Origin of the sequence: Gluconobacter albidus, from assembly GCF_002723915.1 — a bacterium.
In the GTDB taxonomy this organism is placed as follows: Bacteria; Pseudomonadota; Alphaproteobacteria; order Acetobacterales; family Acetobacteraceae; genus Gluconobacter; species Gluconobacter albidus.
On the sequence record NZ_BEWL01000004.1, the window covers coordinates 37,018 to 63,034 of the forward strand.

The 26,017-nt window shown below is 60.8% G+C and carries 22 protein-coding genes; 11 read left to right on the forward strand and 11 right to left on the reverse strand.

Features of this window, described 5'->3' with window-relative positions; all coding sequences use genetic code 11:
- Window positions 1-10: 10 nt before the first annotated feature.
- Window positions 11-1,942 carry a hypothetical protein gene (locus GAL01_RS06695; RefSeq protein ID WP_062031821.1) on the forward strand — a complete coding sequence of 644 codons (1,932 nt, stop codon included), beginning with the start codon at window positions 11-13 and terminating at the stop codon, window positions 1,940-1,942.
- A 22-nt stretch (window positions 1,943-1,964) separates the two neighbouring features.
- Here GAL01_RS06695 and GAL01_RS06700 read toward each other — a convergent pair whose 3' ends face one another.
- Genes GAL01_RS06700 through GAL01_RS06710 form a run of 3 tightly spaced genes read right to left on the reverse strand, consistent with a single transcriptional unit; the run spans window position 1,965 to window position 7,384 of the window.
- Window positions 1,965-5,042: an efflux RND transporter permease subunit gene (locus GAL01_RS06700; RefSeq protein WP_062031689.1), complete on the reverse strand. Its 3,078-nt coding sequence runs from the start codon at window positions 5,040-5,042 to the stop codon at window positions 1,965-1,967.
- A gap of 9 nt (window positions 5,043-5,051) precedes the next feature.
- Complete coding sequence (locus GAL01_RS06705; protein WP_082790769.1) at window positions 5,052-6,215, reverse strand: efflux RND transporter periplasmic adaptor subunit; 1,164 nt, start codon at window positions 6,213-6,215, stop codon at window positions 5,052-5,054.
- Window positions 6,212-7,384 carry a TolC family protein gene (locus GAL01_RS06710; protein WP_062031826.1) on the reverse strand — a complete coding sequence of 391 codons (1,173 nt, stop codon included), beginning with the start codon at window positions 7,382-7,384 and terminating at the stop codon, window positions 6,212-6,214. The genes GAL01_RS06705 and GAL01_RS06710 overlap by 4 nt, the downstream gene beginning before the upstream one ends.
- Window positions 7,385-7,690: 306 nt before the next feature.
- Between GAL01_RS06710 and GAL01_RS06715 the strand changes: the two genes are divergently transcribed.
- Together GAL01_RS06715 and GAL01_RS06720 are read left to right on the forward strand one after the other, a co-directional pair.
- Window positions 7,691-8,374, forward strand: a complete 684-nt coding sequence (locus GAL01_RS06715; RefSeq protein WP_062031693.1) for a Fe2+-dependent dioxygenase — start codon at window positions 7,691-7,693, stop codon at window positions 8,372-8,374.
- A gap of 281 nt (window positions 8,375-8,655) precedes the next feature.
- Complete coding sequence (locus GAL01_RS06720) at window positions 8,656-10,413, forward strand: putative bifunctional diguanylate cyclase/phosphodiesterase (RefSeq protein WP_062031697.1); 1,758 nt, start codon at window positions 8,656-8,658, stop codon at window positions 10,411-10,413.
- A 55-nt stretch (window positions 10,414-10,468) separates the two neighbouring features.
- On the opposite strand, the gene GAL01_RS06725 is transcribed toward GAL01_RS06720, so the two are convergent.
- On the reverse strand, window positions 10,469-12,775 hold the full coding sequence (locus tag GAL01_RS06725) for a TonB-dependent receptor (RefSeq protein ID WP_062031699.1): 2,307 nt from the start codon (window positions 12,773-12,775) through the stop codon (window positions 10,469-10,471).
- 234 nt (window positions 12,776-13,009) lie between these two features.
- Between GAL01_RS06725 and GAL01_RS06730 the strand changes: the two genes are divergently transcribed.
- Window positions 13,010-15,334 (forward strand): TonB-dependent receptor, encoded by a 2,325-nt coding sequence (locus tag GAL01_RS06730; protein WP_062031703.1) that lies wholly within the window; start codon window positions 13,010-13,012, stop codon window positions 15,332-15,334.
- 15 nt (window positions 15,335-15,349) lie between these two features.
- Here the strand turns inward: GAL01_RS06730 and GAL01_RS06735 are convergent, their stop codons facing one another.
- Both GAL01_RS06735 and GAL01_RS06740 read right to left on the reverse strand, forming a co-directional pair.
- On the reverse strand, window positions 15,350-16,003 hold the full coding sequence (locus tag GAL01_RS06735; protein WP_062031707.1) for a TetR/AcrR family transcriptional regulator: 654 nt from the start codon (window positions 16,001-16,003) through the stop codon (window positions 15,350-15,352).
- A 129-nt stretch (window positions 16,004-16,132) separates the two neighbouring features.
- On the reverse strand, window positions 16,133-16,606 hold the full coding sequence (locus GAL01_RS06740; RefSeq protein WP_082790770.1) for a c-type cytochrome: 474 nt from the start codon (window positions 16,604-16,606) through the stop codon (window positions 16,133-16,135).
- Window positions 16,607-16,782: 176 nt separating this feature from the next.
- Here GAL01_RS06740 and petA point away from each other — a divergent pair, with 176 nt between their 5' ends.
- From petA to GAL01_RS06755, 3 genes are read left to right on the forward strand one after another with little or no spacing between them, the layout of a single operon-like run.
- Window positions 16,783-17,415, forward strand: coding sequence for a ubiquinol-cytochrome c reductase iron-sulfur subunit (gene petA, locus GAL01_RS06745; RefSeq protein ID WP_062031710.1), 633 nt, complete (start codon window positions 16,783-16,785; stop codon window positions 17,413-17,415).
- A 12-nt stretch (window positions 17,416-17,427) separates the two neighbouring features.
- Window positions 17,428-18,591 (forward strand): cytochrome b, encoded by a 1,164-nt coding sequence (locus GAL01_RS06750; RefSeq protein ID WP_062031714.1) that lies wholly within the window; start codon window positions 17,428-17,430, stop codon window positions 18,589-18,591.
- Window positions 18,588-19,289 (forward strand): cytochrome c1, encoded by a 702-nt coding sequence (locus tag GAL01_RS06755; protein WP_082790771.1) that lies wholly within the window; start codon window positions 18,588-18,590, stop codon window positions 19,287-19,289. Before GAL01_RS06750 ends, GAL01_RS06755 begins: the two co-directional genes overlap by 4 nt.
- A gap of 12 nt (window positions 19,290-19,301) precedes the next feature.
- On the opposite strand, the gene GAL01_RS06760 is transcribed toward GAL01_RS06755, so the two are convergent.
- Together GAL01_RS06760 and GAL01_RS06765 are read right to left on the reverse strand one after the other, a co-directional pair.
- Window positions 19,302-19,724, reverse strand: coding sequence for an STN domain-containing protein (locus tag GAL01_RS06760; RefSeq protein WP_145995608.1), 423 nt, complete (start codon window positions 19,722-19,724; stop codon window positions 19,302-19,304).
- Window positions 19,725-19,845: 121 nt separating this feature from the next.
- Window positions 19,846-20,388 (reverse strand): cupin domain-containing protein, encoded by a 543-nt coding sequence (locus GAL01_RS06765; protein WP_062031722.1) that lies wholly within the window; start codon window positions 20,386-20,388, stop codon window positions 19,846-19,848.
- A gap of 265 nt (window positions 20,389-20,653) precedes the next feature.
- On the opposite strand from GAL01_RS06765, the gene GAL01_RS06770 reads away from it, so the two are divergent.
- Window positions 20,654-21,004 carry a hypothetical protein gene (locus GAL01_RS06770; RefSeq protein ID WP_062031726.1) on the forward strand — a complete coding sequence of 117 codons (351 nt, stop codon included), beginning with the start codon at window positions 20,654-20,656 and terminating at the stop codon, window positions 21,002-21,004.
- Window positions 21,005-21,010: 6 nt separating this feature from the next.
- On the opposite strand, the gene GAL01_RS06775 is transcribed toward GAL01_RS06770, so the two are convergent.
- From GAL01_RS06775 to GAL01_RS06785, 3 genes are read right to left on the reverse strand one after another with little or no spacing between them, the layout of a single operon-like run.
- On the reverse strand, window positions 21,011-21,778 hold the full coding sequence (locus tag GAL01_RS06775; protein WP_062031730.1) for a sulfite exporter TauE/SafE family protein: 768 nt from the start codon (window positions 21,776-21,778) through the stop codon (window positions 21,011-21,013).
- Window positions 21,779-21,785: 7 nt separating this feature from the next.
- Complete coding sequence (locus tag GAL01_RS06780; RefSeq protein ID WP_062031734.1) at window positions 21,786-23,474, reverse strand: bifunctional protein tyrosine phosphatase family protein/NAD(P)/FAD-dependent oxidoreductase; 1,689 nt, start codon at window positions 23,472-23,474, stop codon at window positions 21,786-21,788.
- A gap of 51 nt (window positions 23,475-23,525) precedes the next feature.
- Window positions 23,526-24,452 (reverse strand): MBL fold metallo-hydrolase, encoded by a 927-nt coding sequence (locus tag GAL01_RS06785; RefSeq protein WP_062031739.1) that lies wholly within the window; start codon window positions 24,450-24,452, stop codon window positions 23,526-23,528.
- A gap of 108 nt (window positions 24,453-24,560) precedes the next feature.
- Here GAL01_RS06785 and GAL01_RS06790 point away from each other — a divergent pair, with 108 nt between their 5' ends.
- The 3 genes from GAL01_RS06790 to GAL01_RS06800 all read left to right on the forward strand — a co-directional run bounded on the left by GAL01_RS06790 (window position 24,561) and on the right by GAL01_RS06800 (window position 25,974).
- Window positions 24,561-25,208: a peroxiredoxin gene (locus GAL01_RS06790; RefSeq protein ID WP_062031743.1), complete on the forward strand. Its 648-nt coding sequence runs from the start codon at window positions 24,561-24,563 to the stop codon at window positions 25,206-25,208.
- Entirely contained in the window at window positions 25,205-25,588 is a 384-nt protein-coding gene (locus GAL01_RS06795; protein ID WP_062031747.1) for an ArsR/SmtB family transcription factor, read from the forward strand. Before GAL01_RS06790 ends, GAL01_RS06795 begins: the two co-directional genes overlap by 4 nt.
- 128 nt (window positions 25,589-25,716) lie before the next feature.
- Window positions 25,717-25,974: a hypothetical protein gene (locus GAL01_RS06800; RefSeq protein WP_062031752.1), complete on the forward strand. Its 258-nt coding sequence runs from the start codon at window positions 25,717-25,719 to the stop codon at window positions 25,972-25,974.
- Window positions 25,975-26,017: the final 43 nt, after the last annotated feature.

The window sequence follows — 26,017 nt, forward strand, 5'->3', positions numbered from 1 at the left end:
CACCTTTCACATGCTGCGATCCCTGCGCTATTCGGGACGCGGCTCCCTGTTTCTTGGAACGGCTCTGGGTGCACTCGCACTGAGCGCACCAGCGCGGGCAGACGACGATATTGTTTCGAAAATGGAACAGGAAATGAGCCGCCTTCAGGCCGCTCAGGCTCATGTCCAGGAAGAACAGCGCGCCATCAATCACGATATGGCCATCCTGAAAGAAGAAATCGCCCGGCATCATGCTTCCGGCGCATCTACGGCGCGTGCGAGTTCCCCCCATGCCGAACAGACCGCCTCCCAGGAAAATCGCTCAGGCCGCCTCACGACGGCCTCGCTGCACCGTCCGGGAATTAAGGCGAACGCCCCCCTCAATCCTCCCGCCTCCGAACGTGAGATGACGGCCGCCTCTGGCTATGAGCCAATGCGTGGCGCCCATGCGCGGCGCGACAGGGTCTCTCTCTCCCCGACCGGACGTGCCCTGGTCGACACCGACAGGGGATCGGAACTTGCCGTCGTGGGACATCGCGCCGAAGACGTGCTTGTTCATTTCGCGGAAAACGGCGTCGGCCCCCATCCGCGTGAAACGCTCGGCGCGCAGGCTGCGGGCGCTGTTGGCGATCATGGGGTTTTCCATCTCGGTCCCGTCACGCTCATGCTGGGTGGGTTCGTCGATACTGCCGCCGTGCTCGAAAACCGTCATATCGCTTCGGACACGTTCAATTACTGGCAGGACATGCCGTATCCGAACGAGCCGCGCTATCACACCAACAATTTCGACGGGGGTGCACGTTACAGCCGCCTGTCCCTGCTGGCGCGCGGCAATATTGATTCGGAAGCGACGATTTCCGGCTTCTTCGAGTCTGATTTCGGCGCGGGTGCGGTCACGACCGACCCTTACGAGAGCAACAGCTATTCCTTTCGTATGCGTCAGGCCTATCTCGCCTATGACGACAACAAGGAAGGGTGGCATTTCCTGGGCGGTCAGGCCTGGAGCCTCCTGACGCCGGGTCGTGCAGGTATCGTCGCACGTCAGGAAAGCCTTCCGGAAACGATCGAGGCGTCCATGCTCGCAGGCCAGACATGGTCCCGGCAATGGCAGGTCCGCATCGTGAAGGATTTCTTCCATCACCGCCTGTGGACCGGCCTTTCCATCGAAAACCCTGCCACGCTGTATGATACGACCGGCTTTTCAAACACGAACGGCGCTGTTGCGATGCCCAATGGCTCGACCGTCACGATCGGGGAAAACGGCGTCGGTCTGACCAATGATACGACCAATTTTTCCAATGAAATCGCTCCTGATGTCATTGGAAAGGTCGCTTACGATCCGGTCTGGGGTCACTACGAAATGGAAGGCATCCTGCACTTCCCCCATGACCACGTAACCATGGGCCATACCGGCCATAACAACACCGCTGTCGGAGGAGGAGCGGGTGGTTCCATGATCCTGCCTCTCATCCCCGGCAAACTGGAACTGCGTATGGCTGGCCTCGCGGGCTGGGGCATCAACCGCTACGGTTCCGTCCTGCTCCCCGACGCCACGCTCAAGGCCAATGGCAGCCCCGATCCGCTTTTCGGCATCCAGGCGCAGGCAGGCATCATCGCGCATCCCAATCCGCGGATTGATGTGTACGGCTATTTCGGCACTCAACGCGTCGGCCATTCCTATTTTAACGAAAACGGCGGGTCTTATGGCTACGGTAACCCTGCCTATTCCAATGCTGGCTGCCTTCAGGAACTCTCCGCCCTGTCCTGCACGGCCAACACGCGCGGTGTGTCCGAAGTCACGATCGGCGGCTGGTGGCGTTTCTTCAAGGGCAAATTCGGAACTGTCGAGGCGGGCACACAGCTTGCCTATGCCCGGCGTCAGATCTGGTCCGGCATTGGCGGCGATCCGCATACCAGCATGAGCCAGATCTTCTTCGACTTCCGCTACCTGCCCTTCCAGTAAGAGCCCTCCGCACCGGACAGACCTACTTCTGCTCCGGTGCTTCCTGATCGTCGCGGCCAAAGAAACGCGCATAAAGCGTCGGCAATACGAACAGCGTCAGGAGCGTGGAAGAAATCAGCCCTCCGATCACGACAGACGCCAGAGGCCGCTCGACTTCCGCGCCCGATCCGCCTGAAAACGCCATCGGGAAAAAGCCCAGACTGGCTACGGATGCTGTCGCCAGAACGGGCCGCAACCGGCTCCGCGCGGCCTGAAATGCCGCATCCGCCGCTGCCAGTCTCTGTTCCCGGAACACACGGATCTGGCTAACCAGCACAACACCGTTCAGGATCGCTACGCCAAACAGCGCGATGAACCCGATCCCCGCCGCAATGCTGAAAGGCAGCCCACGCAGCGCCAGCATGAAAATGCCGCCCGTCGCCGCCATCGGCAGGTTGGCAAACACGAGCGACGCCGCGCCGAACGACCCCAAGGCCGCCACGAGCAGCAGGAAAATCAGCGCCAGCGCGATCGGCACGACGATAAACAGACGGTGCAGCGCCGATTGCAGATTGCGGAACTGCCCGGCCCAGACCATCCGGTAGCCCTGTGGCAGTTTCACATTCTGCACCACCGCTTTTTGCGCGGCCGCCACGAACGAACTGACATCCCGCCCGCGGATATTGGCCTGAACGATCACCCGGCGGTGGATGTTGTCCCGGTCGATGCGCGGCACGCCATCCGACAGCACGATATCCGCGACCTGTGACAGCAGAACCCAGCCCTTCCCATCCGCCCGGCGCACCTGCAGATGGCCGATCCTGTCCGGCGAACTGACCGCATCCGCCCGCAGACGCACCTGCGTGGGAATGATGGCCCCCTGCACCGTCACGGGCTTGCCGACATGACCGCCGACGGCCTCCACCACCGCCAGAATATCCGGCACCGCGACCCCGAGGCGGGCAGCCGCATCGCGGTTGACGTCGATATGCAGGAAAGGCACGGTCCCGCTTCCCTGCAACGCGACATCCGCCGCGCCCCGCACGGTTTGCAGCGTCGTGACGACCTGTCCTGCAATCCGGTTCAGCTCCGACAGGTCATCGCCATAGATCGAGATCGCAAGCTGTGTCCTGACCCCGGCGAGCAGATCATCCATCCGCATCTGGATCGGCTGCGACCACGAATACGCCGCATCCGGCAGGGTTTTCTGCAGCGCATCATTGATTTTCGTGACCAGTTCCGTCTGGGTGGACGCCGTTTTCCACTCGTCGTGGGGACGCAGGAAAACGAACGTATCGGTCTCGTTCGTCCCCATCGGGTCGGTCGGGATCGCCGCCGTTCCCGTGCTGCTCACAACCGTCCGGACTTCGGGGAAAGAACGCAGGATCTTTTCCTCCGCCGTCACGCTAGCCAGCACCGTCTCCAGCGAGGCTCCGGGCAGGCGCGTCGAGGTCACGACCAGCGAGCCTTCCTCAAGCTGCGGCACGAACTCGCCACCCAGCCGCCCACCGATCAGCACCGCCGTGATAAATGCGACACCCGTGACGATCAGCAGTCGCCCGCTATGGTGCTCGGTCCAGCGCAAAGCGGGCTCGTAATACCGGCGCACGGTCCGTACGAAAGCGGTCTCCCGGTCCGCCTGGACATTGCGCATCAGCATTGCTGCAAGAACCGGCACGCAGACGAAGCAGTAAACCAGTGAGGCCAGCAGGGCCATAATGACTGTCTGCGCCATCGGCCGGAACATCTTGCCCTCGATGCCCTGAAGCGTGAGCACCGGCAGATAGACCATGATGATGACGAAAATCGCAAAACTCACCGGCCGCACCACGGCGCGCGCAGCCTCCGCCGTCAACGCGGCAAAGGGCTTTCTTTCCCGGTTCTCGCCGCGCTCGACCATGATGTGTTCCACCACGACGAGCGAGCTGTCCACGATCATCCCGAAATCAATCGCGCCCAGACTCAGCAGATTGGCCGATACGCCAAACAGCCGCATCCCCGCCATCGCCGCGACCAGGGACGCCGGAATGACGGACACGATCACCAGTGCCGCCCGCCAGTCTCCCAGAACAACCACCAGCACGACCAGCACCAGAGCCGCACCGATCAACAGGTTTTCCTTAACCGTATGGATGGTCTGGCCCGTCAGATCCGCCCGGCTGTAAAACGGCTCCAGCGTGACACCCGGCGGCAGGGACTGGCGGATCGTCGGCAGAACATGCCGGATCGCATCCAGCGTCGCATTCGAACTTGCGCCGGTCTGCATCATCACGACGCCAATGACCGCCTCGCCCTGCCCGTCGCGCGTCACGGCTCCAAGCCGCGTGCGGGGCCCTGCGGACACAATGCCCATGTCGCGCAGCCGGATCACATGACCATTCGTGCCAAATTTTACGGGTATGGCGCCAAAATCCGCCAGACTGCCCACGAGCGCACGCCCGACCACGACATTCTGCTCGGCATGATGCGCAATCCAGCCCCCACCCGACGAGGCATTATTCGTGTCCACGGCCTGAACGATATCGCCGATCGACACACCGAACGCCCGCATCCGCGCCGGATCAACCGCCACCTGATACGTCTCGACCGACCCGCCATTGACGTTGACATCCACCACGCCCGGCACCAGCCGGAGCTGCGGTACGACCGTCCAGGTCATGAGACGGTTCAGTTCCATCAGCGACAGACCGCCGCCCCGGATCTGAAGCTGCATGATCTCGCCCATGCCCGTTGCGAGCGGCCCCATCGACACACTTACGCCCGGAAGCGTGATGCTGTCCCGCGCCGCCTGCAGCCGTTCCGACACCCGGGCCCGGTCCAGATCAATATCCGTCGCATCATCGAACTGGAGATAGACCGCCGACACGCCCGTCCGGGACACAGACCGCAGATCCGTAACGCCCGGAATTCCGGTCAGGCTGGCCTCGACAGGGAAGGTGATGAGCTTCTCGACCTCTTCCGTCGCCAGTCCGGGTGCGGTGACCGAAACCATGACCTGTTTGGGTGAAATATCCGGTACCGGCTCGACCGGCAGTCCCGGCACGGTCATAATCCCGCCGATCATCAGCGCGACAAGCAGGCCCAGCAGGACAAAACGGTTGGACTGGAAAAAATGCAGCATGAAACCCGGTCAGTCCGTATCCAGCCCGCTGACGAGCGACATGGATTTCAGGACGAAACTGCCCTCCGTCACCACGATGTCTCCCACCTTCAGAGGGCCCTGCACGACGGCGCTCTCATCCGTGGCCAGCCTGACCCGGACCTCGCGCGGGGCGTAATGGCCCTCCAACGTCTGGACATAGACAAGATCGTGCCCTTCGATCGTCTGCACCGCACTGGCCGGGACGATCATGCCCTCGACGGCCTCGCTGGTTTCCAAGGTCGCGTCCAGCATGACGCCCGGTCGCAGGAAGGCAACAGGCCGGTCCACAACACAGACGACCTTGACCAGTCCCGTCACCGGATCCGCCACACCATCAATCGTCGTAATTTTCGCATGGAACGGCTCGGCCCGCGTGTTTCCTGAAGGCCGAACCGTCACGACACTTCCCACGCCCAGCCGGGACACTTCATCGGGCCGCAGATCCGCGACGATCCACACGCCCGACAGATCCACGACCGTCGCCACGGCCTGCCCCGGCGTCACGTCAGAGGCCACGGAGGTCTGGATGGACTGTACGACACCCCGCACCGGCGAAATGAGCGTGGAGGCCTCATCCTGCACGATCTTTTCCGTCACGGAGGTGAACTCTTCCGTCAGGCGATGCTCGATCAGCCCGATATCCGCTTCCCGCGCCACAACCATGCTGCGGGCCTGCTGCACCGCCGCCTGACGCCGCCGCACTTCCCCGACCGACACCGTACTGCCGACAAGCGACTGCCCGCGACGATAAGCCAGTTCGGCTTCCCCCAGCGTCGCTTTCGCCGAGGCCAGCGCGGCCTGATCCTGCTCCATCTGAAGATGCAGCACATGCAGCGAATGATCGGTGTAATCAATGAGCGCCTGTCCCGGCTCCACGGTCTGCCCTGGTGTCACCCGGACCGCCGTGACTTTGCCGTCCCCGCTTGTACGGATCACGACTGTCCGGGAGAGATCGGCGCTCACCTGAGCCAGCGCCGACACCGTGTCATGCAGTGTTCCCTGACGGACGGTCGCGGTCCGCAGATGCTCCGCGTCCCGCGCCTGCACCCCCAGTGTCAGGGACTGCATCCAGCCCGGCGATTCAGCCGCATGCGCACAATTCAGAGCACATGCAGCCACCCCGACGATCAGAAAACGTGAAAAGCGGCTCATGGAATGGTCCCCGTCGCAATGCCCATCCGGATAACGGCCGCATGCCAGGCAATCTCCGCACGGTTCAGATCCAGCAGCGCGCGATACGCATCCGTCCGGGCCCGCAGCGCCTCGATCAGCGGCGTCTCGCCCACCCGCCAGGAACGCTCCATCCCGTCCGCCCGGTACAGCATGGAACTGGCTTCAACGCGGGCGTTGGAGCGCGCGCCGGTCGCCGCTACCAGCCGTGCCCGGACCTGTGCCATCTCGTTCCGCACGGCCCGGCGCGCCTCGACTTCCTGTCGTGTTGCAGCAGCCATGCGGTCCCGGGCGGCGGATTCCTGCGGAGTATTCGTCACTGCACTCGGCAGCGGCACCCGCAGATTGACGCCCACCTGCGTATCCCACGGACTGCCATACTGCCCCTGATCAATCGCATCGACGCCCACTTCGGGGTTGGGCATGAAGCTCCTGCGGACCAGCTTCATCTGGTTCTGCGCCGCAATCACGGCCTGATGCGTTGCCCGCACACGCGGATCAATGTCCTCGACCCAGCGTCCGTCATTGGCACGCGTCAGCTCCAGCCAGTGGTCATCCGCCTGCGTGATATCCGGCACCCCCGGCAGGCCGGTCAGGGTCCGCAACTGGCTCGCAGTGGTTTCGATTTCCTCGGCGGCCATGTCCGCTTCGGTCCGGGCCTGGGCGAGCTGTGCTTCCACGGCCTGCTGGTCGGACATCGCAGTCTCGCCCGCATGTCCGGCCCGCTGCACATCGGCCTCGATTCTGCGCAATGCGGACACCGTCGCCAGTGCCGCAGTCTGCCGGCGCATCGCCATGATCGCGGCCCCGGTTGCATCCACGACCCGCACCGCAACGGACATGCGCTCCACATCCAGGCGAACGGTCGCGGTTTTCGCTTCGGCCTTCGCAACGTTCTCAGTGGCCGTGCCTTGTCCGGGCAGCCAGAGCGGCACCGAAACACCCCCCTGCCAGGTGATGTACCCATGATTGTCCCCGCTGATACGGTCATCATAGTATTCACCGCTCAGTGTCGGGCCACCCGCGAACCAGGACTGCGCTGCCTTCGCCCGCGCATCCGCAGACTCCTGATTGGTCTCGAGTTCGATCCGGACGGGATCATTTTTCCACGCCGCGGCAATCGCATCATGCATTGAAAGCGGTGCTGTCATACTCCCTTCGGCACGGCCATTTTCTGCGCCTGCGACACAGATGACAGCCAGAAGCCCCACGTTGGCCCACAGCCTGCACGCGCCCCCTGCAGACCGCGCAACACAAAGGAAATGAAATGCCATTCCCGTCTCATCCCCCGACCGGCGAGACGTGTCAACGGACAGAAATGCGACTGTCTCTCCGCATTCCGGGTGCGTCACGCAGCTGCTGCGTCAATTGCTCCTCTTCCCAAACAGCCTTATGACTCAAAGCTAAGAGTCACTCTCATTTAATGTCCGTCCTTACTCCCCCAGGGCCCAACATCCATGCTGATCCATATCCCGAACGTCCTTTCTCCCGAAGAAGTCTGCCATTTCCGCAACAGGCTGGAAGCGGCCGAGTGGACGGATGGCCGTGTCACGGCCGGAGAACAGTCCGCACGGGCCAAGCTGAATCTCCAGATCCCGCAGGACTCTCCGGAATGCCGCGAACTCGGGGAAACCATCCTGCGCGCCCTGGGCCGCAATCCGACGTTCAACAGCGCGGCCCTGCCGCTGCGCGTCTACCCGCCGCTTTTCAACCGCTACGATACGGGCATGCATTTCGACGCCCATGTGGACAACGCCATCCGCCCCGTCCCCGGCACGGGCATGCGCATCCGCACTGATGTTTCCTCAACGCTGTTCCTCACCGGCCCGGACGAATATGAAGGCGGCGAACTCGTCATTCAGGATACCTACGGCACCCAGAGCGTGAAACTTCCCGCGGGCGACATGGTGCTCTATCCCTCGACCAGCCTGCACAGCGTCAACCGTATCACCAGCGGCAGCCGCTGGGCTTCATTCTTCTGGTCGCAGTCCATGGTGCGTGACGATACGAAGCGCAGACTGCTCTACGACTTCGACTGCTCCATCATCGAGACCCGCAAGTCCTTGCCCGACAGCCACCCCGCCGTCCTTGGCCTGACCTCGACCTATCACAATCTTCTGCGACAGTGGGCGGAACTCTGACCCCCATATCCGTCCCTGCCGACACACATAAAAACAGAAAGGCGGGTTCTCAACCGCATCACCGAGGCGTTATGAAAGATCAGATCGCCTCGGCAATCCGCTGAAAGCCGTCTCTACTGAAAGAAATTAAATAAAAGCTGACATAATCAGCGCAGAAAAGAAAAAACTCTGCAACAGAGCCGGCGAAGATTCACCCGAACACACCCGGACAGCCTTTTAACGAACGTTTAATTATTGTAGGATAATAGTCAATTCTCCTATCGAGAGAGTCAATTCGGGTGATGGAAAAGCAAAAGGATGACTTCAGGCAAAGCCTGAATTCTGTCCAGAACTGGCCACAGGGAGCCCGTGATGACTTTGTCCTTCACGCTCTGGACTGCTCCGCTATTGTCGCCATCACCGATACCCGGGGCCGTATTCTTTCCGTCAACAACCGGTTTGAGGAAATCAGCGGCTACACCCGTGAGCAGCTCATCGGAAACGATCACCGCATGCTGCGCTCAAAGCAGCATGACAAAAAATTTTTCCGCCAGATGTACCGCACGATCGCCTCAGGCAATGTCTGGCATGGCGAGATCTGCAACCGGCGCCAGGACGGCAGTCTGTACTGGGTCGACACCACGATCGTCCCTCATATCTCGGAAAGCGGAAAAGTCACGAGCTATGTGGCCATCCGCTTTGATATCACCGACCGCAAACAGGCTGAAAACCATCTCAAATCAAGTCGGCAGAAACTGCAGAAAGTCGTCAATACAGACTTCCTGACCAAGATTTCGAACCGGCTTCATTTTTCACATACCCTGCGCAGAACACTCCGTACGAGCACCGCAAGCCATATCTGCCTGGCCCTGCTCGACATAGATACCTTCAAAACGATCAACGATACGTCCGGCCATGATTCCGGCGACCGCCTTCTGCGCAAGGTTGCCGAGAAGCTTCAGGAATTCGAAAGCGACAGCTGTTTCATCGCCCGCATTGGCGGCGATGAGTTTGCCGTCCTCATGACGGGCGACACCCTGGTCCTGTTCGAGACAATCCTTCAGGACATCCTGGAGCAGATGCGCTTCAGCATCCGCAACCGGACCATGACCCATGCCTGCACCGTGAGTATCGGGTATGTGTCTGTACCCCTGTCCGATGCACGGGAAAAAACCCTTCTGAAATGCGCCGATCTGGCCCTCTATGCTGCCAAAACAGAAGGCCGGAACCGCATGCGGGAATACCATCCTGTCATGGAAGAGAAGCTGGACCTTGCTGCCCGTCTCCGCCGACGCGTCCAGAGTGGCCTGCGCGACCAGAGCATCAAGGTTTTCTACCAGCCCATTTTTTCTCTGAGCGTTCCAGGACGCATTTCGTTCGAAGCCCTTCTGCACTGGGACCATCCGCAGCATAAAGTGCTCTCTCCGCAATATTTCCCCGAGGTTTTCGAAGATCACAGCCTGACCATGACCCTGAATACTTTCGTGACGCACAGGGTCATGGAAGATATGAGCAGGCTCCGTGAAAAGAACGTCCGTTTTGAGCGGATCGCCATTAACATCACGTCCTGTGATTTCGAGAATACCGATTTTTTTCGAAAGCTCGACAGCCTCGCGGATGGTATGAACGTTCCACTCAATTCCCTGGCGCTCGAAATTACCGAGAACATCTTCTCGCGGCCACACCATCAACAGGTTGAGCGAGAACTTGATACGCTGCATCGCAAGGGAGTCCAGATTTCTCTGGACGATTTTGGCACGGGATTTGCGTCCCTGACCCACCTCAAGACCATCACGTTCGACTACGTCAAGATCAACCGCGCATTTGTAGCCGGGCTGGAGCGTCACGGGACCGATGCGGCAATCATCAGGGGCGTGATTGACATCGTGCACAGCCTCGGACGCAAGGTGGTCGCCGAAGGAATCAGGAGCGCCTCGCAGGTTCGCGCGCTTCTGGAAATGGAATGCGATTTCGTGCAGGGGGATTTTCTGTGCGAAGCGGTGCCTGTGATGGACATCCCGGCCGCGCTGGAAAAAATCCGGTACAAAGCGCTTCTGTAAAAGTCCTTGTACCGGGATGACCTGACGAGCGCTTCAGCCCGTCAGGTCGTGTTACTCAGAAACGCTGATCAATACCGGTGAGGATCGTACGACGCAGACCATATTGCGGTGCCCCGACGCCAATGCCACTGCCATCACGCAGCAGATAGGTCCGGTCAAACAGGTTGGTCACATCCAGACGAAGCTGGGTCCGTTTGAGGAAAGGAACGTGGAACAGATCCTTGAAGGACTGGACCAGCGACAGGTTGAACGTTGCGTACTGCGGAACCGAAGCCCCGTTGGGCGTTGCACCGTCAGCCCGCAGGCCGCTGCCGTAAACCATCGTTGCAGACAGGCGCAGCGGATGGCCGGTTCTGTGGAAGAAGGAATAGCTGCCGCCTGCCGAAGCGGTCCAGCGCTGATCGTGGTCCAGATGGATCCAGCGCTTGCTGGTATAGGCCAGATCGTCCGGATCGAAGTTCCACTGGGCGGTCGTGATGTCCTTGCCGATCGCGCGGGACCAGGAGAAATTGCCGTAAACACTGAAGGCACCACGGGTATAGTCAGTGGCGAATTCATAGCCATGAACCTGACCGCGACGGTAATTGAACGCCGACAGGATGACGGGAGAGCCAAACTGGCCTTCGTCGATCATGTTTTTAGCGAGCTTCACATAGGCATCAAAAGAGGCATGCCAGCCCGGCAGAATAGTCTGAGAGAAGCCCGCATCGAAATAATGGTCACGCTCGGCCTTGACGTTGCTGTTCAGGAACGTTCCTGGGGCGGCAGACGTATTGGCGAACTTGTTAAGCGAAGTGCCTCCCACCAGCTCGAACGGCGGCGGCGTGAAGTAACGGGAATATCCCGCATGGAACGTCCCGCCATGCCAAGGCTTGTAGACAATATTCAAGCGCGGGCTGACCTGCTTGGCGTGCGTGTATTCATCCACGCCATCGAAACGCAGGCCATAATTGACTGTCAGGTTCTTGAGCGGACGCCACTCGTCCTGGGCATAGAGCCCGTACATCCAGCCCGTACGGCCCGTTCCATCATGAATGGTAAGCGGATTGTCGGAATAAACCGCACCCCCGTCGGCATCTTCACCCGTCTGGGGATAAACGGTTGAATCCGATTTGGAAACATTTCGTTCGACATAGATCTGATAACCGAAGCGGACAGTGTGATCCTTCGCGGCCTGCCATGTCGCGTCGGACTGTGTTCCCGTCGAGAAGACCGAACGGGCCGCACGCTGTGCAATGCCGTTATAGACCAGGTCGCCCAGCGGATCGGGCGAATACCGCAGGGAACTGTAGCGCATCACGGCGGAGGTCTGGAAGCTCAGCTTGCCCATGTCCTTCTGCAGGGACAGGATGCCGAAATCCGTAATTTCCTTCTGATGTTCGTTCAGGCTTGAGCTGTCGCCATTGCCGTAAAGCTGCTGTGACAGGTCGCTGCCAGCAAAGGACGGATTGGCAAACTGGCGCTGCTGCCCCGGATTGTTGGGGAGCTGGTATTCCGCATTGGACACACCAGCCGTAAAGCTGATGCGGGTATTTTCATCAACCGTGTAACGGCCATGCCCGAGAAAATGATACTGGTTCGTCAGATCGTGCAGGGCATTGAAGCTCGGTGTCGTGTTTTCGATACCGACACGGTTATGCACGAAATCACCCGTCGCAAACCAGTCCCACTTGCCGTGATGACCGCCGAACTGCACGGACGGAAAGAAGTAATCGCGCGCGCCACCGTAAATCGAAACGTCTCCGCCCGCATCCGAATATCCGTTCTTCGTGGTGATATCGATCACGCCAGCCTGAAGGAAACCGTATTCACTGGGGAGCGCGCCGGTCGTCAGCGACATGGAATGGGCAAAGCGCGTCATGAGCGTCTGTCCAAAAACGCTCATACCTTCCGGAAGGGCCACGCCATCCAGACGGAACTGCACTTCATTATGATCGCCACGAACATGGATCTGGCCGTAACTGTCCTGCGCCACGCCCGGAGCCTGAAGCAGCAGGGCGTTCAGCGGAGCATTGTCGCCGCCCGGATTGGTCTCGATCGCCTGACGCGAAAAATTGTAGACCGTGGCCCCTGTTGAAGGCTGAAGCGCGGCCCGGGCGCGCTCGAGATGGGCGTTGACAGTAACGGCATCTTCGCCCGTGCGGCTTGTTTCCGTCGTTGTCGTCCCATGCTGGTCATCGGTGTGGCCGAAGCTGGAACGGGCAGCGGAAGCCTCATCATCCGTCTGGGCGTCAGCGGAAGCCGCAGCCGTCTGGGAAGAGGTTGCAGACGGCGTTACCGACTGCGCAAACGCGGAATCGGCAAGGGCGGTGGTGCAGCCCAGCAGCAGCAGAAAAGAACGGGCAGACACAATAGACGGCATGAAACCTCCGGACGGGGATGCAGGCAGAGACGAAGGATTGTCAGAGCGGCTCTCTTATTATGTTATATCATAACGATTCAAGTGAAATCTGCCGCCTCACCCGCCATGATGCGTTGCGCGTTGGCGCTGTTGCACAAGTACAATATAAGCACCGTGAATTGCCGGGTTTGTCCGCCTTTCCGGACAGACTGCCCACGACTGACGCTGCCCTTCCCAGGAGCTCCGATTTTTCCCATGACGCTTCGCAAGGCTCTTCTCCTGAGCGCCAGCCTTCTCGGCCCATCCCTCGCCCTCGCGGCCCCGACGGAGAAACCAAAGACACTGCCCGGAAAAGCTATCGCGCCTCATCGGACGAAAGCCCTTCCGTCAATCGCGAAGTCAGTCCCGCGCAAAGCCGCGCCCCCGTCCGTTCAGGCCCGTGATACCGAAACAATCGCCGTCACCGCACGCCGCACGGATTTCGCCTTCGCCGCAGCACAGCATCTTCCCGACGCTGATACCCGCCTCAGTGCAGAGCGCCTGATCCAGCGCGGCGTTGTAACCCTGCGCGATCTGGAGCGCGTCGCGCCCAATCTGACGATCCAGTCGATCAACGGGACGGCCTCGACCAATTTCTATCTGCGTGGCGTCGGCTTCAACGACTTCACCATGAACAACATCCCCACCGTCATGACCTATTTCGATGACGTGCCCTTCGCGTTATCGACCATGTCGAGCGGCCTGATGTTCGATCTGGCGGACGCCACAGTTGCACCCGGTCCCGTCGGGACCACGCACGGGCAGTCCGATACCGGCGGCGAAATCCGCTTCCGCACTGCCGACCCGACCAGCACCTGGCATTATGGGGCCAGTCAGGACATTGCGTCTTATGCCCGAAGCCGCAGCGAGGCCTATGTTTCAGGCCCGATCGCCAAGGGGCTCGATTTCCGTCTGGCCGGACAGATCCGGCAGGGTGGCGGCTGGCAGACCGACCCGCAGAACGGTGCCCATCTGGGCGATGCAGACTCCTATGCCCTGCGCGGCAAGCTGCGCTGGCATTCGGACGACAACCGCACCACGATCCTGCTGTCCGGACATTTCGTGCAGGACAACAGTCAGGTCGTGACCAGTCAGGCCGTCCATCGCCTGATCGGCACAGCCGCTCTCCCGCATCTGGGTCAGCAGCAGGCCGAATGGTCCATGCGGCCAGAGTTCGCAAACCTGATCGGACGTCCGGAAGGGCTCAAACCCAGTGAACACAACCAGTTCTGGGGCTGGGACCTGCATATGGACCATGATTTCGGGTTTGCAAAACTCACCTCCGTCACGGCATTTGAGACCGAGCGGCAGGGCGAATACACCGATCAGGACGGCACGTCGCGCGCCGAAGCAGACACCTACCGCACCATCAGTGCCAACGCTTTCACGCAAGAGCTGCGTCTGGGCTCCAGCGATCCCGACAGCCGCCTGCAATGGGTCGTCGGCGCGTTCTACCAGCGCAGCCGGATGAAACAGCGCTTCTTCTTCGACTACACCGACTATGCGGCCCGCGGTTACATGATGGCGACGTCTTTTTCCATGAATCAGGAAAGCACGTCCGAATTTGGCCATGTCAGCTACCGGCTGCCCCATAACGTCACGCTGTTTGCGGGCCTGCTGCACGAAATTGACGACCGCAGCCTGCCGGGCCTGACGTCTGAAATCTTCGGCGGCAAGACCACGGCCTTCCACGGTGAGAGCACGGCCTCAGCCCAGTTTGCCGGACAGGTCGGCGTCTCATGGCAGGCGACAAAAACCACGCTCGTCTATTACAAGATGAGCAAGGGCTTCAAACCTGGCGGTTTCAGCGCCAACAACACCCAGATCCAGGCCCAGCTTGATCCGTTCGGACCGGAGACGGTGCTGACCTACGAACTCGGCTTCAAGAGCGATCCCATCCCCAATGTCCTGCGCCTGAACGGTGCGGCCTTCTATAACGACTTCCACGGCCAGCAGGTCGTTGGAACAGTGATGATCCCGAATTACGGCCCGCTCAGCGAAATCACGAACGTCCCGAAATCCGAAAGCTGGGGCTTTGAAGGGACGATCGAACTCCACCCCGTGCGCCATGTTTTCGTGACGCAGAACATCGGCTGGCAGCGCGGAAATTATCAGGACTTCCTGAACGTCAACCGCGCCGCCACGAACGCGGCCTATGCCAAGACAGGCGTCTGGCGGGCCATCAACAGCAATTTCGCTGGCGTGGACAACGGACAGCCCAAACTCACCCTGAACGGTCAGGCAGAATGGCGGCAGCCTCTGACCTCAGCTCTGGGGCTCGATGTGGGGCCGGACTGGTCATATCGTGGCAGCCAGGCCATCGCGGTTGGCGGTACCGGATTCTATCGCCTGCCGCCTTATTTCCTGCTCGGCGCCCATGCGACCCTTCGCCCCTCATCGGGAAAATGGGAAGCCACGATCTACGCTTCCAACCTGCTCAACCGCAGCTTTTTCGAAAGTGGCGGGATGGCGACGACAACCTATTTCTACATCCCCGGGCCGCCGCGCTTCATCGGCGGCCGAGTTTCCTGCGGCTTCTGAAAACCTCGGGGCGGATCAGCAGGAAATCAGGCAGTGCGCGAGCGACTGGATTTCCTGAAGATTCTTCTCGGCATTCATGGGCTCGCGTCCCAGCATGTTCATTGCCCGGAAGTGGATTGTGCTGAGCAGCATGTCCAGAATCGTATCCGGATTCTGGCAGAAAACTTTCTCGCCACGCCGACTTGCACGCTCAAGGAAAAGGGCCATCTGCGCACGGGCAGGTGCCACGCTCGTTTCCCACAGAACCTGACCGAACTGTGGATCATGCACGGCCTCACCCAGCAGGGTCCCATAAGTACGGCCCAGCGGTGTAGCGAGGAACCGGACGCGCGCCGCGATCAGTTCGTCCACGTCCCCGGCAAAGCTTCCGGTGTCAATCTGCGGCGTCAGATCGTCGCGCCACAGACGGATGGCATCGAAGAACATCGCCTGTTTGGTTGGCCAGCGCCGATAGACCGTAGCGGTCGAAACGCCAGCGGCTTTTGCCACGCGACTGATCGTCAGGCCCTGATAGCCTTCTTCCGCCAGAACCTGCGCGATCGCCGCGAGGATATTGTCTTTCAGGCTGAGATTGATGGGCCGTCCCGGCGCACGGATCAGTGCGCGGTCCCGAACGGGAACATGCACTGACTTTAGCGGTAAAGTGTGTGTCACTGCGGTCTGCGACATGAGTGTTCCCCTTCCTGACCATTTTATCGGTCGACGTGATCTCTTGAGTTAACGCAGCTAGTCAGAGATGGACGCTTCGTTACAACACGCAATTGCGTTTATTTGATATCAAAAGATGTCCATTTTCCATCAGGGAATCACATGGCTCGCCTGAAGCGCTGTTCTCTTGGCCTGAACTGCTGCTGCATCCATCGGAACAGACCGGACCGAGGCGATCTCCTGAGCAGAAATCCCTGACGACGATCCGCTGCCCAGAGTCGCGGCATAATTCAGCACAGCGGCAATATCGTCATCGGACAGCGCCTTGAACGACGGCATGAAGCCCTTATAGGACTGCCCTTCCACCAGGATCGGACCATGCAGCCCGTTCACCAGAACCGCAGCAAGATACGCCTTCCCTTCGGATGAGGCCGCAATTGCACCAACCCGTCCCGCCAATGCCGGGAAAGCACCCGGTCGGCCTGCGCCCGCAGGACCGTGACACATCGCGCATTTCCCCGCGTACAGGGCTGCACCATCCGCCGCCATCGCCGCCGAGGTCACGAACGGCCCCACGCCGAGAAGGCCCGCCAGCATGATCCTGAACCCATGTCTCTTCGTCATGGCCCGAAGCCCTCCGGAATATGCGTTGCCGTAGCAGTTTGAAACACATTACCTCCCGGTTCGTCTGAAAGCTACCGCCTCCAGACGGCGGCCCGCGTCTTTCTCGAAACCGCAAATCCGCCTATCCTGCGCGCATCTTTCCTGCCGGGGTCCGGCACAGTTGGCAGAGGTTCCGCATGACCCAGAGCGAGACACCCCCTCCCCCGGGCGGCACGAAACGACGCGACCTGCTGACAACCGCAACCGTAACACTGGGCTGCGCGGGTGCCTGCGCCCTTGCCGTCCCTTTCCTCAACAGCCTGAAAAATTCGGCCGCCACGACCCTTTCCGACAGGACGCTGGAGGTCGATCTGTCCTCTCTTGCTCCCGGACAGGACATGACCGTGCAGTGGCAGGACTGGCCCATTTTCATCCAGCGTCGCACACCACAGATGCTGGCCGCCCTACAGACGCCCGGCCACATCGCCACCCTGCGAGACGCGGACTCGAAAATGCTCCAGCAGCCGAAGGACGCCACGAACTGGCACCGTTCGGTCCGCGCCGATTATGGCGTTCTGGTGGGGATCTGCACCCATCTGGGCTGTGTTCCGTCTTTCGAGAAACCCGGCTCGGCGCCCGAGGCTGAGGGGGGATATTTCTGCCCCTGTCACGGCTCACATTTCGACGCCGCAGGCCGCGTCGCACAACGCGCGCCCGCGCCTTATAATCTGCCGGTCCCGCCCGTGACGTTCCTCTCCGACACGAAAATCCGCATTGGCCACAGCGCGGGCGATCCGGGGTTCAGCATGTCCGACATCCAGCAGATCTGAGGACCGGCCCCCATGCCCATACCCGAGAAAACTCCCGGCTGGCTTGAACGGCGCCTGCCCGTCATGAGCGTTTTACGCCGAGAATACATCGCCTTTCCGATGCCCCGGAACCTCAATGCCCTGTGGAGCTTCGGCGCGTTCCTGATCGTGACAATGGCCGCCATGATCGCCAGCGGCCTGTTCCTCGCCATCAACTATACCCCCGACATTACGCAGGCCTTCGCCAGCGTCGAAGCCATAGACCGGCAGATCCCCTCAGGCTGGTTTCTGCGCAGCCTGCATATGGGCGGCGTGACCATGCTGTTCGCCTGCCTCTACATCCATATCGCGCGCAGCCTCTGGTACGGCTCCTACAAAGCCCCGCGCGAACTGCTCTGGCTGACGGGGCTGGGCCTGATGCTGATGGTGATGGTCACGGCGTTCGCCGGTTACGTCCTGCCCTGGGGACAAATGTCCTACTGGGGCGCCACGGTGGTCCTGAACGCGGTCCATACCATTCCCCTGATCGGCAAGCCGGTTTCCGAACTGCTTCTGGGCGGCGAAACGCTGGGAAATACGGCCCTGCACCGCCTGTTCGTGCTGCATTTCACGATGGCCTTCGCGATCCTCGCCGTCATCGCCCTGCATGTTGCGGCCCTGCATGTGGTCAAGCCGAACAACCCTTCCGGCATTGACCCTGTCAGCCCGAAACAGACCCTGCCGTTCCATCCGTATTACACCAGCCGAGACGGCTTCGCGCTCTGTCTGTTTTTGATGGTCTATGCCGGGCTGGTCTTTTTCCTGCCCGACCTGCTGACGCTCGCGGACAATTATGTTCAGGCCAATCCGCTCGTCACACCGCGTGACATCCGGCCGGAATGGTATTTTGCACCATTTTACGCAATTCTCCGCGCGGTGCCGTCCCGCCTCGGAGGGCTGCTCCTCGCTGTGGGCAGTCTGGCCGTTCTGTTCGCCCTGCCCTCGCTGGACCGTTCACCCACCCGTCCGGCCACACGGCGCCCACTGGTGCGGCTGTCCCTGCCGCTGGCTTTTGTGTCGTTTATTCTGCTGGGCATCGCGGGAATGCATCCGCCGACCGAAACATGGCTGATCGTCAGCCGGGTGGCGATGGCCTGGTGGTTCATTCATTTTCTGGTGGTCATGCCGCTCGTCTCGGAACGGGAGATCACATCATGAGCCGCCTGCTCCGGGATCTCGTGCTTACCAGCCTCGCCTCCCTTCTCACCGCGCTCCCTGCCTGCGCCAGCACCCCGGCCCAGCGCGGCCTGATCGTCTTTCAGCAGGTCTGTGCCGCCTGCCACGGCATGGACCATGTCGATTACGGCGATATGGCCGCCTTCGGACTGTCACCGGACGCCATCCGCACCTGGGCTGCCGATCAGCAAATCCCGAACGGAACGGACGACAATGGCGCCCCGAAAACCCGTGCCGCCACACCCGCCGATCCCATCCTTTCGCCCTATCCCAACGATGCCGTAGGGCGCCTTGCCAATCACGGCCTGCTCCCGCCCGACCTGTCCCGACTGGCCATGACCCTGCATGGCGGCCCGGCACAGATCCAGCGCATTCTCCTGTCCTATGCCCCCACACCTGCGGGCGTAAAACTTGATGACGGCCGTTATTACAATACCGCCCTGAAATGGAAGCATATCGGTATGCCTCCACCCCTTCAGGATGGCATGCTGACCTATCCGGACGGCACAAAAGCCACCACCACACAGATGGCAACCGACGTTTCGGCCTTCCTCAACGACGTCGCCCACCCGCACGCAGCAGAACGCAGACGGATCGGCGTCTACGTCCTCACCTATCTCGCCTTGATGGCGATCCTGACCTTCCTGCTGCAACGCCGGATCTGGAAATCACGCCCCTGATGACTGTCGTGCTTACAGATGCGAGGCACGATCCATACGATGCGCCTCGCGATAGGTCAGGGGCATGACCGCCAGCCCCTGAACCGTCTCGATCACGTCCAGCTCCGCATTTCCAAGCAGCCGCACCAGCGCATCCCGCGGCGTATATTGCCCCCTGACGGCCACGCTGCTCCCGTCCTGCAAAAGCGCGTCGTCCATCAGAACCGGGCATCGCGTCTTGCGCTCCAGCTCTGCGACAGCCGCTGCAAGGGTTTTTGTGTCGATCTGCAAGTTGGCTTTGCGAACCGGACAGATATCAGGCGTCCGCGTCACGGCTTCTCCCCATCCAGGCACGCTGAGAACGCACACACAGACCATCACCCGCAACCCCATCCGCACAGATCCGGATGCGAGACGACACCATGTCAAATACTCAGGATACGGACGGTCTCGCATGCCCGTGACTCCTTCTGGGCGCACCTGCCTCATTTTGCTGGCAGGCCCGCCAGAGGACGGAACGCAACAGCAGGAAGGACGCCTTACCCCTCCCGTTCTTTTGAAGAGCAGACCGAAACGCTTAAAACGTCGGCGGCGTGCAGGCGCTGATGATTTCGCATCCTTCGGAACTCAGACATCGGAACCGGTGGGGCTGGCGACTGTCGAAATGATACGCATCCCCCGGCCCAAGGATCTCCTGCCGGTCTCCGACCGTGATTTCCACGCGCCCGTGAAGGATGAAACCACCTTCCTCGCCCTCATGGGCATAAACCGCAGCCCCCGTATCGGCACCGGAAACATAGTTTTCCCGCAGGATCTGCAGCGTCCTGCCGAATGATGGCGCGCCCACCTGACGGAACACCACGCCTCCCTGCTCGAATGTCAGCAGTTCGTCCGCGCGGTAAAAGATCTTGTCACCGCCTTCCGGGGCGATACTGAAAAATTCGCCCAGCGTGACGGGAATCCCGTCCAGAACACGCTTAAGCGTCCCGACGGAGGGGTTCATATCTCCGGATTCGATCAAGGAAATCGTGGAGTTGGTGACGCCGGTCCGCTTGGCCAGCTCACGCTGGGACAGGTTCCTGTCCGTTCGGACAAACCGCAGGCGTGCTCCCAGATCCATCCTGTCCCATGCCCCTTATCCTGTTCCGTGTCATGAGTATGTCATATCGAAACAGAAAGGAAACCATGAAAATCGTTATACCGGGGGGTAGTATTATTTTTTCGTATTCCTGTCCGGACCGTTCTTCGGACAAAGGCATGTGAGCCCGGAACATATGGCCCGCAAAGCCGTTCTGGAGTAGACAAACTCCCAGAACGGCGTGTGCGGACTTCCGGCTGTTCCAGTCAAGGCTCCGCGATTTTAGCAGAGACAGGATGGACGACTGATGCTGTATGTTTCGACGGGGTGTTTCACCCTCACGGTCATCATGGGCGTGTGGCTCGCCATTTTCGCGGCCCGCTACAAACGCCCTTTCCGCTTCCTCACGCCCGTTCACGTCGGATCGGCCATCGTGGGAGCGGTCTTCCTCATCATTGCCATCAGCAATGGTGACAACCGTCTCATGCTGAACGTGGCGCTCGCTGTCGCCATCGCAGCCTTCGGTGTTTTGATGGCGTTTTTCCGCAGGCGCGGCGCCATGATCGCACCGCTCTATATGTGTCACATCCTGCTGGCGGTCATGTTCTATTTCTCGATGGTCTGCTTCACGATTTTTCCGAATTTCGGCCTCGACTGATGCCTTTTACAGCGCGGCAAGACTCTTCCAGATCATGTAAGCCGCAACCGTGAAAATGACGCAGGCAAAGAACGTGGTCAGCGCAGGGCCGGAGCCTGAAAGACGCTTCGCCGCACGGGTTCCCAGCAAACTGCCGACCACACCGCCCGCCACGAACAGCAAACCCATCGTCCAGTCCACATAGCCCGAGAGCATGTAACTCAACGCCGTACTCGACCCCAACGCCGCCACCGCGACCAGGGACGTGCCAACCGCATTGAGAATGGGCATCCGCGTGCAGGCGATCAGCGCCGGCACGATCAGGAACCCGCCCCCAATTCCAAAAAACCCGGACAGCAGTCCTGTCCCGCCCCCGGCCAGCATGACGCGCGGCATGTTCTGGCGGTTGCACGCAGCCCCCGCCTCGCCATTGTTGCGGCGCCCCCGCAGCATGAGGACGCCCACGACGATCATGAGCAGCGCAAAACACAGCAACAGCTTCTCGCCATTGACCGCCTTGCCTGCTGCCGCTCCGATCAACGCGCCTGCCACGCCGCAGGGCGCGAAAATGCCCGCGCATTTCCATTTGACGGTCCCCGCGCGGGCATGGCTGACGAGCCCGGCCAGAGCATTGACCGCCACGGCCATAGCGCTCGTTCCGATGGCGACATGGGCGTTTTTCACACCCACGACATAGACCATCAGAGGAACGGCCAGAATGGACCCGCCTCCCCCGATCAGTCCCAGCGTAAACCCGATCAGAACACCGCAGGCCAGCTCAAGGGCAATATGCACGATCCGCTCAGCCGCCTTTTTTCGCAGTCAGGGGCTTGGGCGCGACCATCAGTTCACGCCCCTTGAGCATCCCGTCCCAGTACATCAGCGGCATGACGTATTTCTTGAGCCACCAGGCCAGACGCGTCGGCTTTTGGCCATTGAGCAGCCATTTCGGCATCGTGGGTGCAAGTTTGCCCCCATAGCTGAACTCCGCCAGCACGATCCGTCCGTTTTCCACTGTCAGCGGGCAGGCACCATAGCCCTCATATTCCGAAACCGGCCCCTGATGCTTCAGAAATGCCATCACATTGGTCGCCACCACGGGCGCCTGTACGCGGACGGCCGCCGCCGTCTTGGCGCAGGACGTGCCGATCACGTCTCCGATGGCGAACACGTCCGCGAAACGCACATGCTGCAACGTCGCCGGATTGACCTCAACAAACCCGTCCGATCCCGCCAGGGCGCTCTCGCGGATCACCTGCGGCGCGCTCTGCGGTGGCACGACATGCAGCATGTCGAACGTCCGTTCAACCCGCTCCACACCATCCCCGACCTTGCGCTCGAAAACGGCCTTGCGGTTCGGTCCGTCCACTTCCACCAGCTTCGATCCGGTCTGCAGACCGACGTGATAGCGCCTGATGTACTCCATCAGCGGCGGGACGAATTCCTTGACGCCAAACAGCCCCGGCGTTGCGGTGTCGAACTCGACCGAAATGCTATCCAGCACGCCCCGGCGCTTCCAGGCATCGCAGGACAGATACACAGCTTTCTGCGGCGCACCGGCGCATTTGATCGGCATCGGCGGCTGCGTGAAAATCGCAGTGCCCCCCTTGAGCTGCTGCACAAGCTGCCAGGTGTAGGGCGCCAGATCGAAACGGTAATTCGATGTCACACCATTCCTGCCCAGCGTCTCTACCAGACCCGGAATGGCGTCCCAGTTCAGCGTAATCCCCGTCGCCACGACCAGCGCGTCATAGGACACGACCGTGCCATCCGTCAGCACCACCTCGCGCACATCCGGCCGGAACAGCTTTGCCGCCTGCTTCACCCAGACAACGTCCTTGGGCATGACGTCTGCTTCCTTGCGGCGCGTCTGGGCGGCCTGAAACACGCCGCCGCCCACAAGCGTCCAGCCCGGCTGGTAGAAATGCTCATTGGACGGCTCCACCACACCGATGGACAGGTTCCGGTTCCGCTTGAGCAGGCTTCCCGCAGTGGACAGTCCACCCGCACCACCGCCGATGATCAGCACCTGAAAATGGGCTGCATCCCTGCGCGGGGCGGCTGCGGGAGCGGCAACCTTCTCGATCCGCGTCCGCAGACGGCTGATATCCACCCCGGCCCGCTCCGTTGCCGCGAAAATTTCAGCGGCAGGGCGCTTGCCAGCCTCGGCCAGAGCCCAGATCTGCCCCGCCCGCGTGCCGGAGCGACAATAGCCTACGACCGGCGCAGGCAGCGTGGCCAGAATCTGGCGCGTTTCGGCAATCTGGGCATCGCTCGGCACCGTACCGGATTTTACGGGAATTGCTGCGAACGCCAGCCCCGCTTCCTTTGCAGCGGCTTCGATCGCGGCCATATCCGGCTGATCCGGGGCCTCTCCATCGGGACGGAAACACAGGATCGTATGAAACCCCTCAGCCTTCAGATCGGCAATATCCTGCACGGCAATCTGGGGGGAAATGGCATAGCTGTCGGTCAGATGACGGGTTGGCATGGGAACTCCAGAAACGAAAAACAGGGCACGGCCGTGCCGGACAGACGGATTTCAGACGCGATTGACGGGGATCTTGATGTAGCTCACGCCGTCGGCTTCAGGTTCGGGAAGGTGTCCGCCACGCATGTTGACCTGCACGGACGGCATCAGGAGGCGCGGCATCGCAAGCGTCGCGTCGCGCGCCGTGCGCATCTGCACGAACTCTTCTTCGCTCACCCCGTCATGAACATGAATGTTGTAACCGCGCTCGTGCCCGACCGTCGTCAGCCAGACATAGTCGTCCCGTCCCGGCGCCTTGTAGTCATGGCACAGGAACAGCCGCGTCTCGACCGGAAGTGACAGCAGACGCCGGATGGAGCGGAACAGCTGGCGCGGATCACCGCCCGGGAAATCCGCCCGCGCCGTACCGAAATCCGGCATGAAGATCGTATCACCCACAAAGGCCGCATCACCGATCACGAACGCCATATCCGCCGGCGTGTGACCCGGAACATGCAGCACCGTTACGGGAAGCTCCCCGATCCGGAAAGTCTCGCCATCGCGGAACAGACGGTCAAACTGCGACCCATCCCGCGCAAACCGCGTTCCCGCATTGAAGATCTTGCCAAACACAGCCTGGACCAGCGTGATATCCGCCCCTATCCCCAGCTTTCCGCCGATTTTTTCCTGCAGCCACGGAGCGGCAGAGAGATGGTCAGCATGAGCGTGCGTCTCAAGCTGCCAGTCCACAGTCAGGCCTTCGCGCCCGACATAATCGACGATTGCCTGAGCCGAGCCATGCGACGTGCGTCCTGCCGCGGCGTCATAATCAAGTACGCTGTCAATGACAGCGGCGTGCTTCGTGACGGGGCAATGGACCACATGCGTCGCGGTGTTCGTGGCTTCATCGAAAAACGTACAGACGACGGGAACGGGCGTCGCGCCTTGCTCGGTCCGCCGGATCTGGTCGGTCGCGGCCTGAATTGCTGCATCGTGCATGGCGTCCACCTTCTGGCTGCGGAATGTCTTTACGACACTTTCATTAACTGTTAAGTTAATATTGTAAGTGTTGCATGTCAAGCGCCCCGATGCTTTTGGAACCGGACCATGATCGTATCCCCTCCCGCTGAATCGTCTTTTCCGTCCCTTCGCATCGGCGACCGCGCTCCGGATTTCAGCGCCCGGACCACGCATGGCGAGTTCATCATGAGCGCTTTGCGCGGGCACTGGGTTCTGCTCTTTGCCCATCCGGCCGATTTCACACCTGTCTGCACCAGCGAATTCATCGCACTGGCCCGCAGTGCGGAAGAGTTCCAGCAGCGGGACTGCGCGCTCCTCGGCATCTCGGCGGACAGTCTTCCGGCCCATCTGGCCTGGGTGAACGCGATCCGGACCCAGTTCGACGTCCATGTCCCTTTCCCCATCATCGAAGACCCGTCCCTTGCCGTCGCCAAGGCCTACGGCATGCTCGACAGCACGGCTCAGGACAGCGCAACGGTCCGCTCCGTCTTCATGATTGATCCCGCGGGCATCGTCCGGGCGATCCTCAACTACCCTGCCACGGTCGGACGCTCCGTTCCCGAACTCCTGCGTTTGCTCTGCGCACTACAAGAAGTCGACCGCGCGGGCGCTCTCACACCCGAAAGCTGGCAGCCCGGACAGCGTACCATCGCGCCCCCGCTCCAGACGCAGGCCGCCGTGGAAAAAGCCGGGGCCAAATGGTTCTTCCAACCCATGGCACGGGAACGCTCATGACCGTTCTGCTTCCCCTTGAGAAAAGCCGGGAACTGGCGGAATGGCTGCGCATCCTTGCCCAGCCCCAACGCCTCATGATCCTCTCGGCCCTGCTCGACAGCACCCATGCCGTCAGCGAAATCGAGACCATGACCGGCATCGGACAGCCGACGCTGAGCCAGCATCTGGGCGCACTCAGACGCGCAGGCCTGATCGAATCCCAGCGCGAATCCCGCGCCATCCATTACTGCTGGGCCGACACCCCGGACGCCCGACGCGCACGGGCGCTTCTGATGAGCCTGCAACCCGGAGCCCTCCCGCCCGAACTCCCCGTCCCGGCCCCCGAAACCGCACCCGGCCCGGCTGCATCAGCGCGGTTTGCCCGTATTCTTCACTCCTGACAGTCTGAAATCAGGATCTGGAAAGTCTTTATTGAAGAATATTGCACCATGCGGAGTTGCGATAAAGTTTCTTCAGGCTGAAACTGTAAAAAGCCCCATACGCTTACCTGAAGGTAAGGAGAAAACACATGATTCGTTATTGTATAGCTCTGGTCGGACTGGCATTTGCACTGACACAGGGTGCCTCCGCAGCCACCCGCGAAGAACAGACGAAGGCCTGCAAGGGCGATGCGCTGCGCCTGTGCGCGCTTGCCATTCCCAACGAAGCCAAGATCACCGCCTGCATGCAGAAGAAGATCGACAAACTGTCCCCGAAATGCCGCGCAATGTTCGCACCTCTCCCTCAGACCAAAAAAGCGTCCGCACCCAAGCCGAAACAGGGGTGAAGCAGCCCTGAAAAACAGTTTAACGGATCCGTGATTGCGAAAT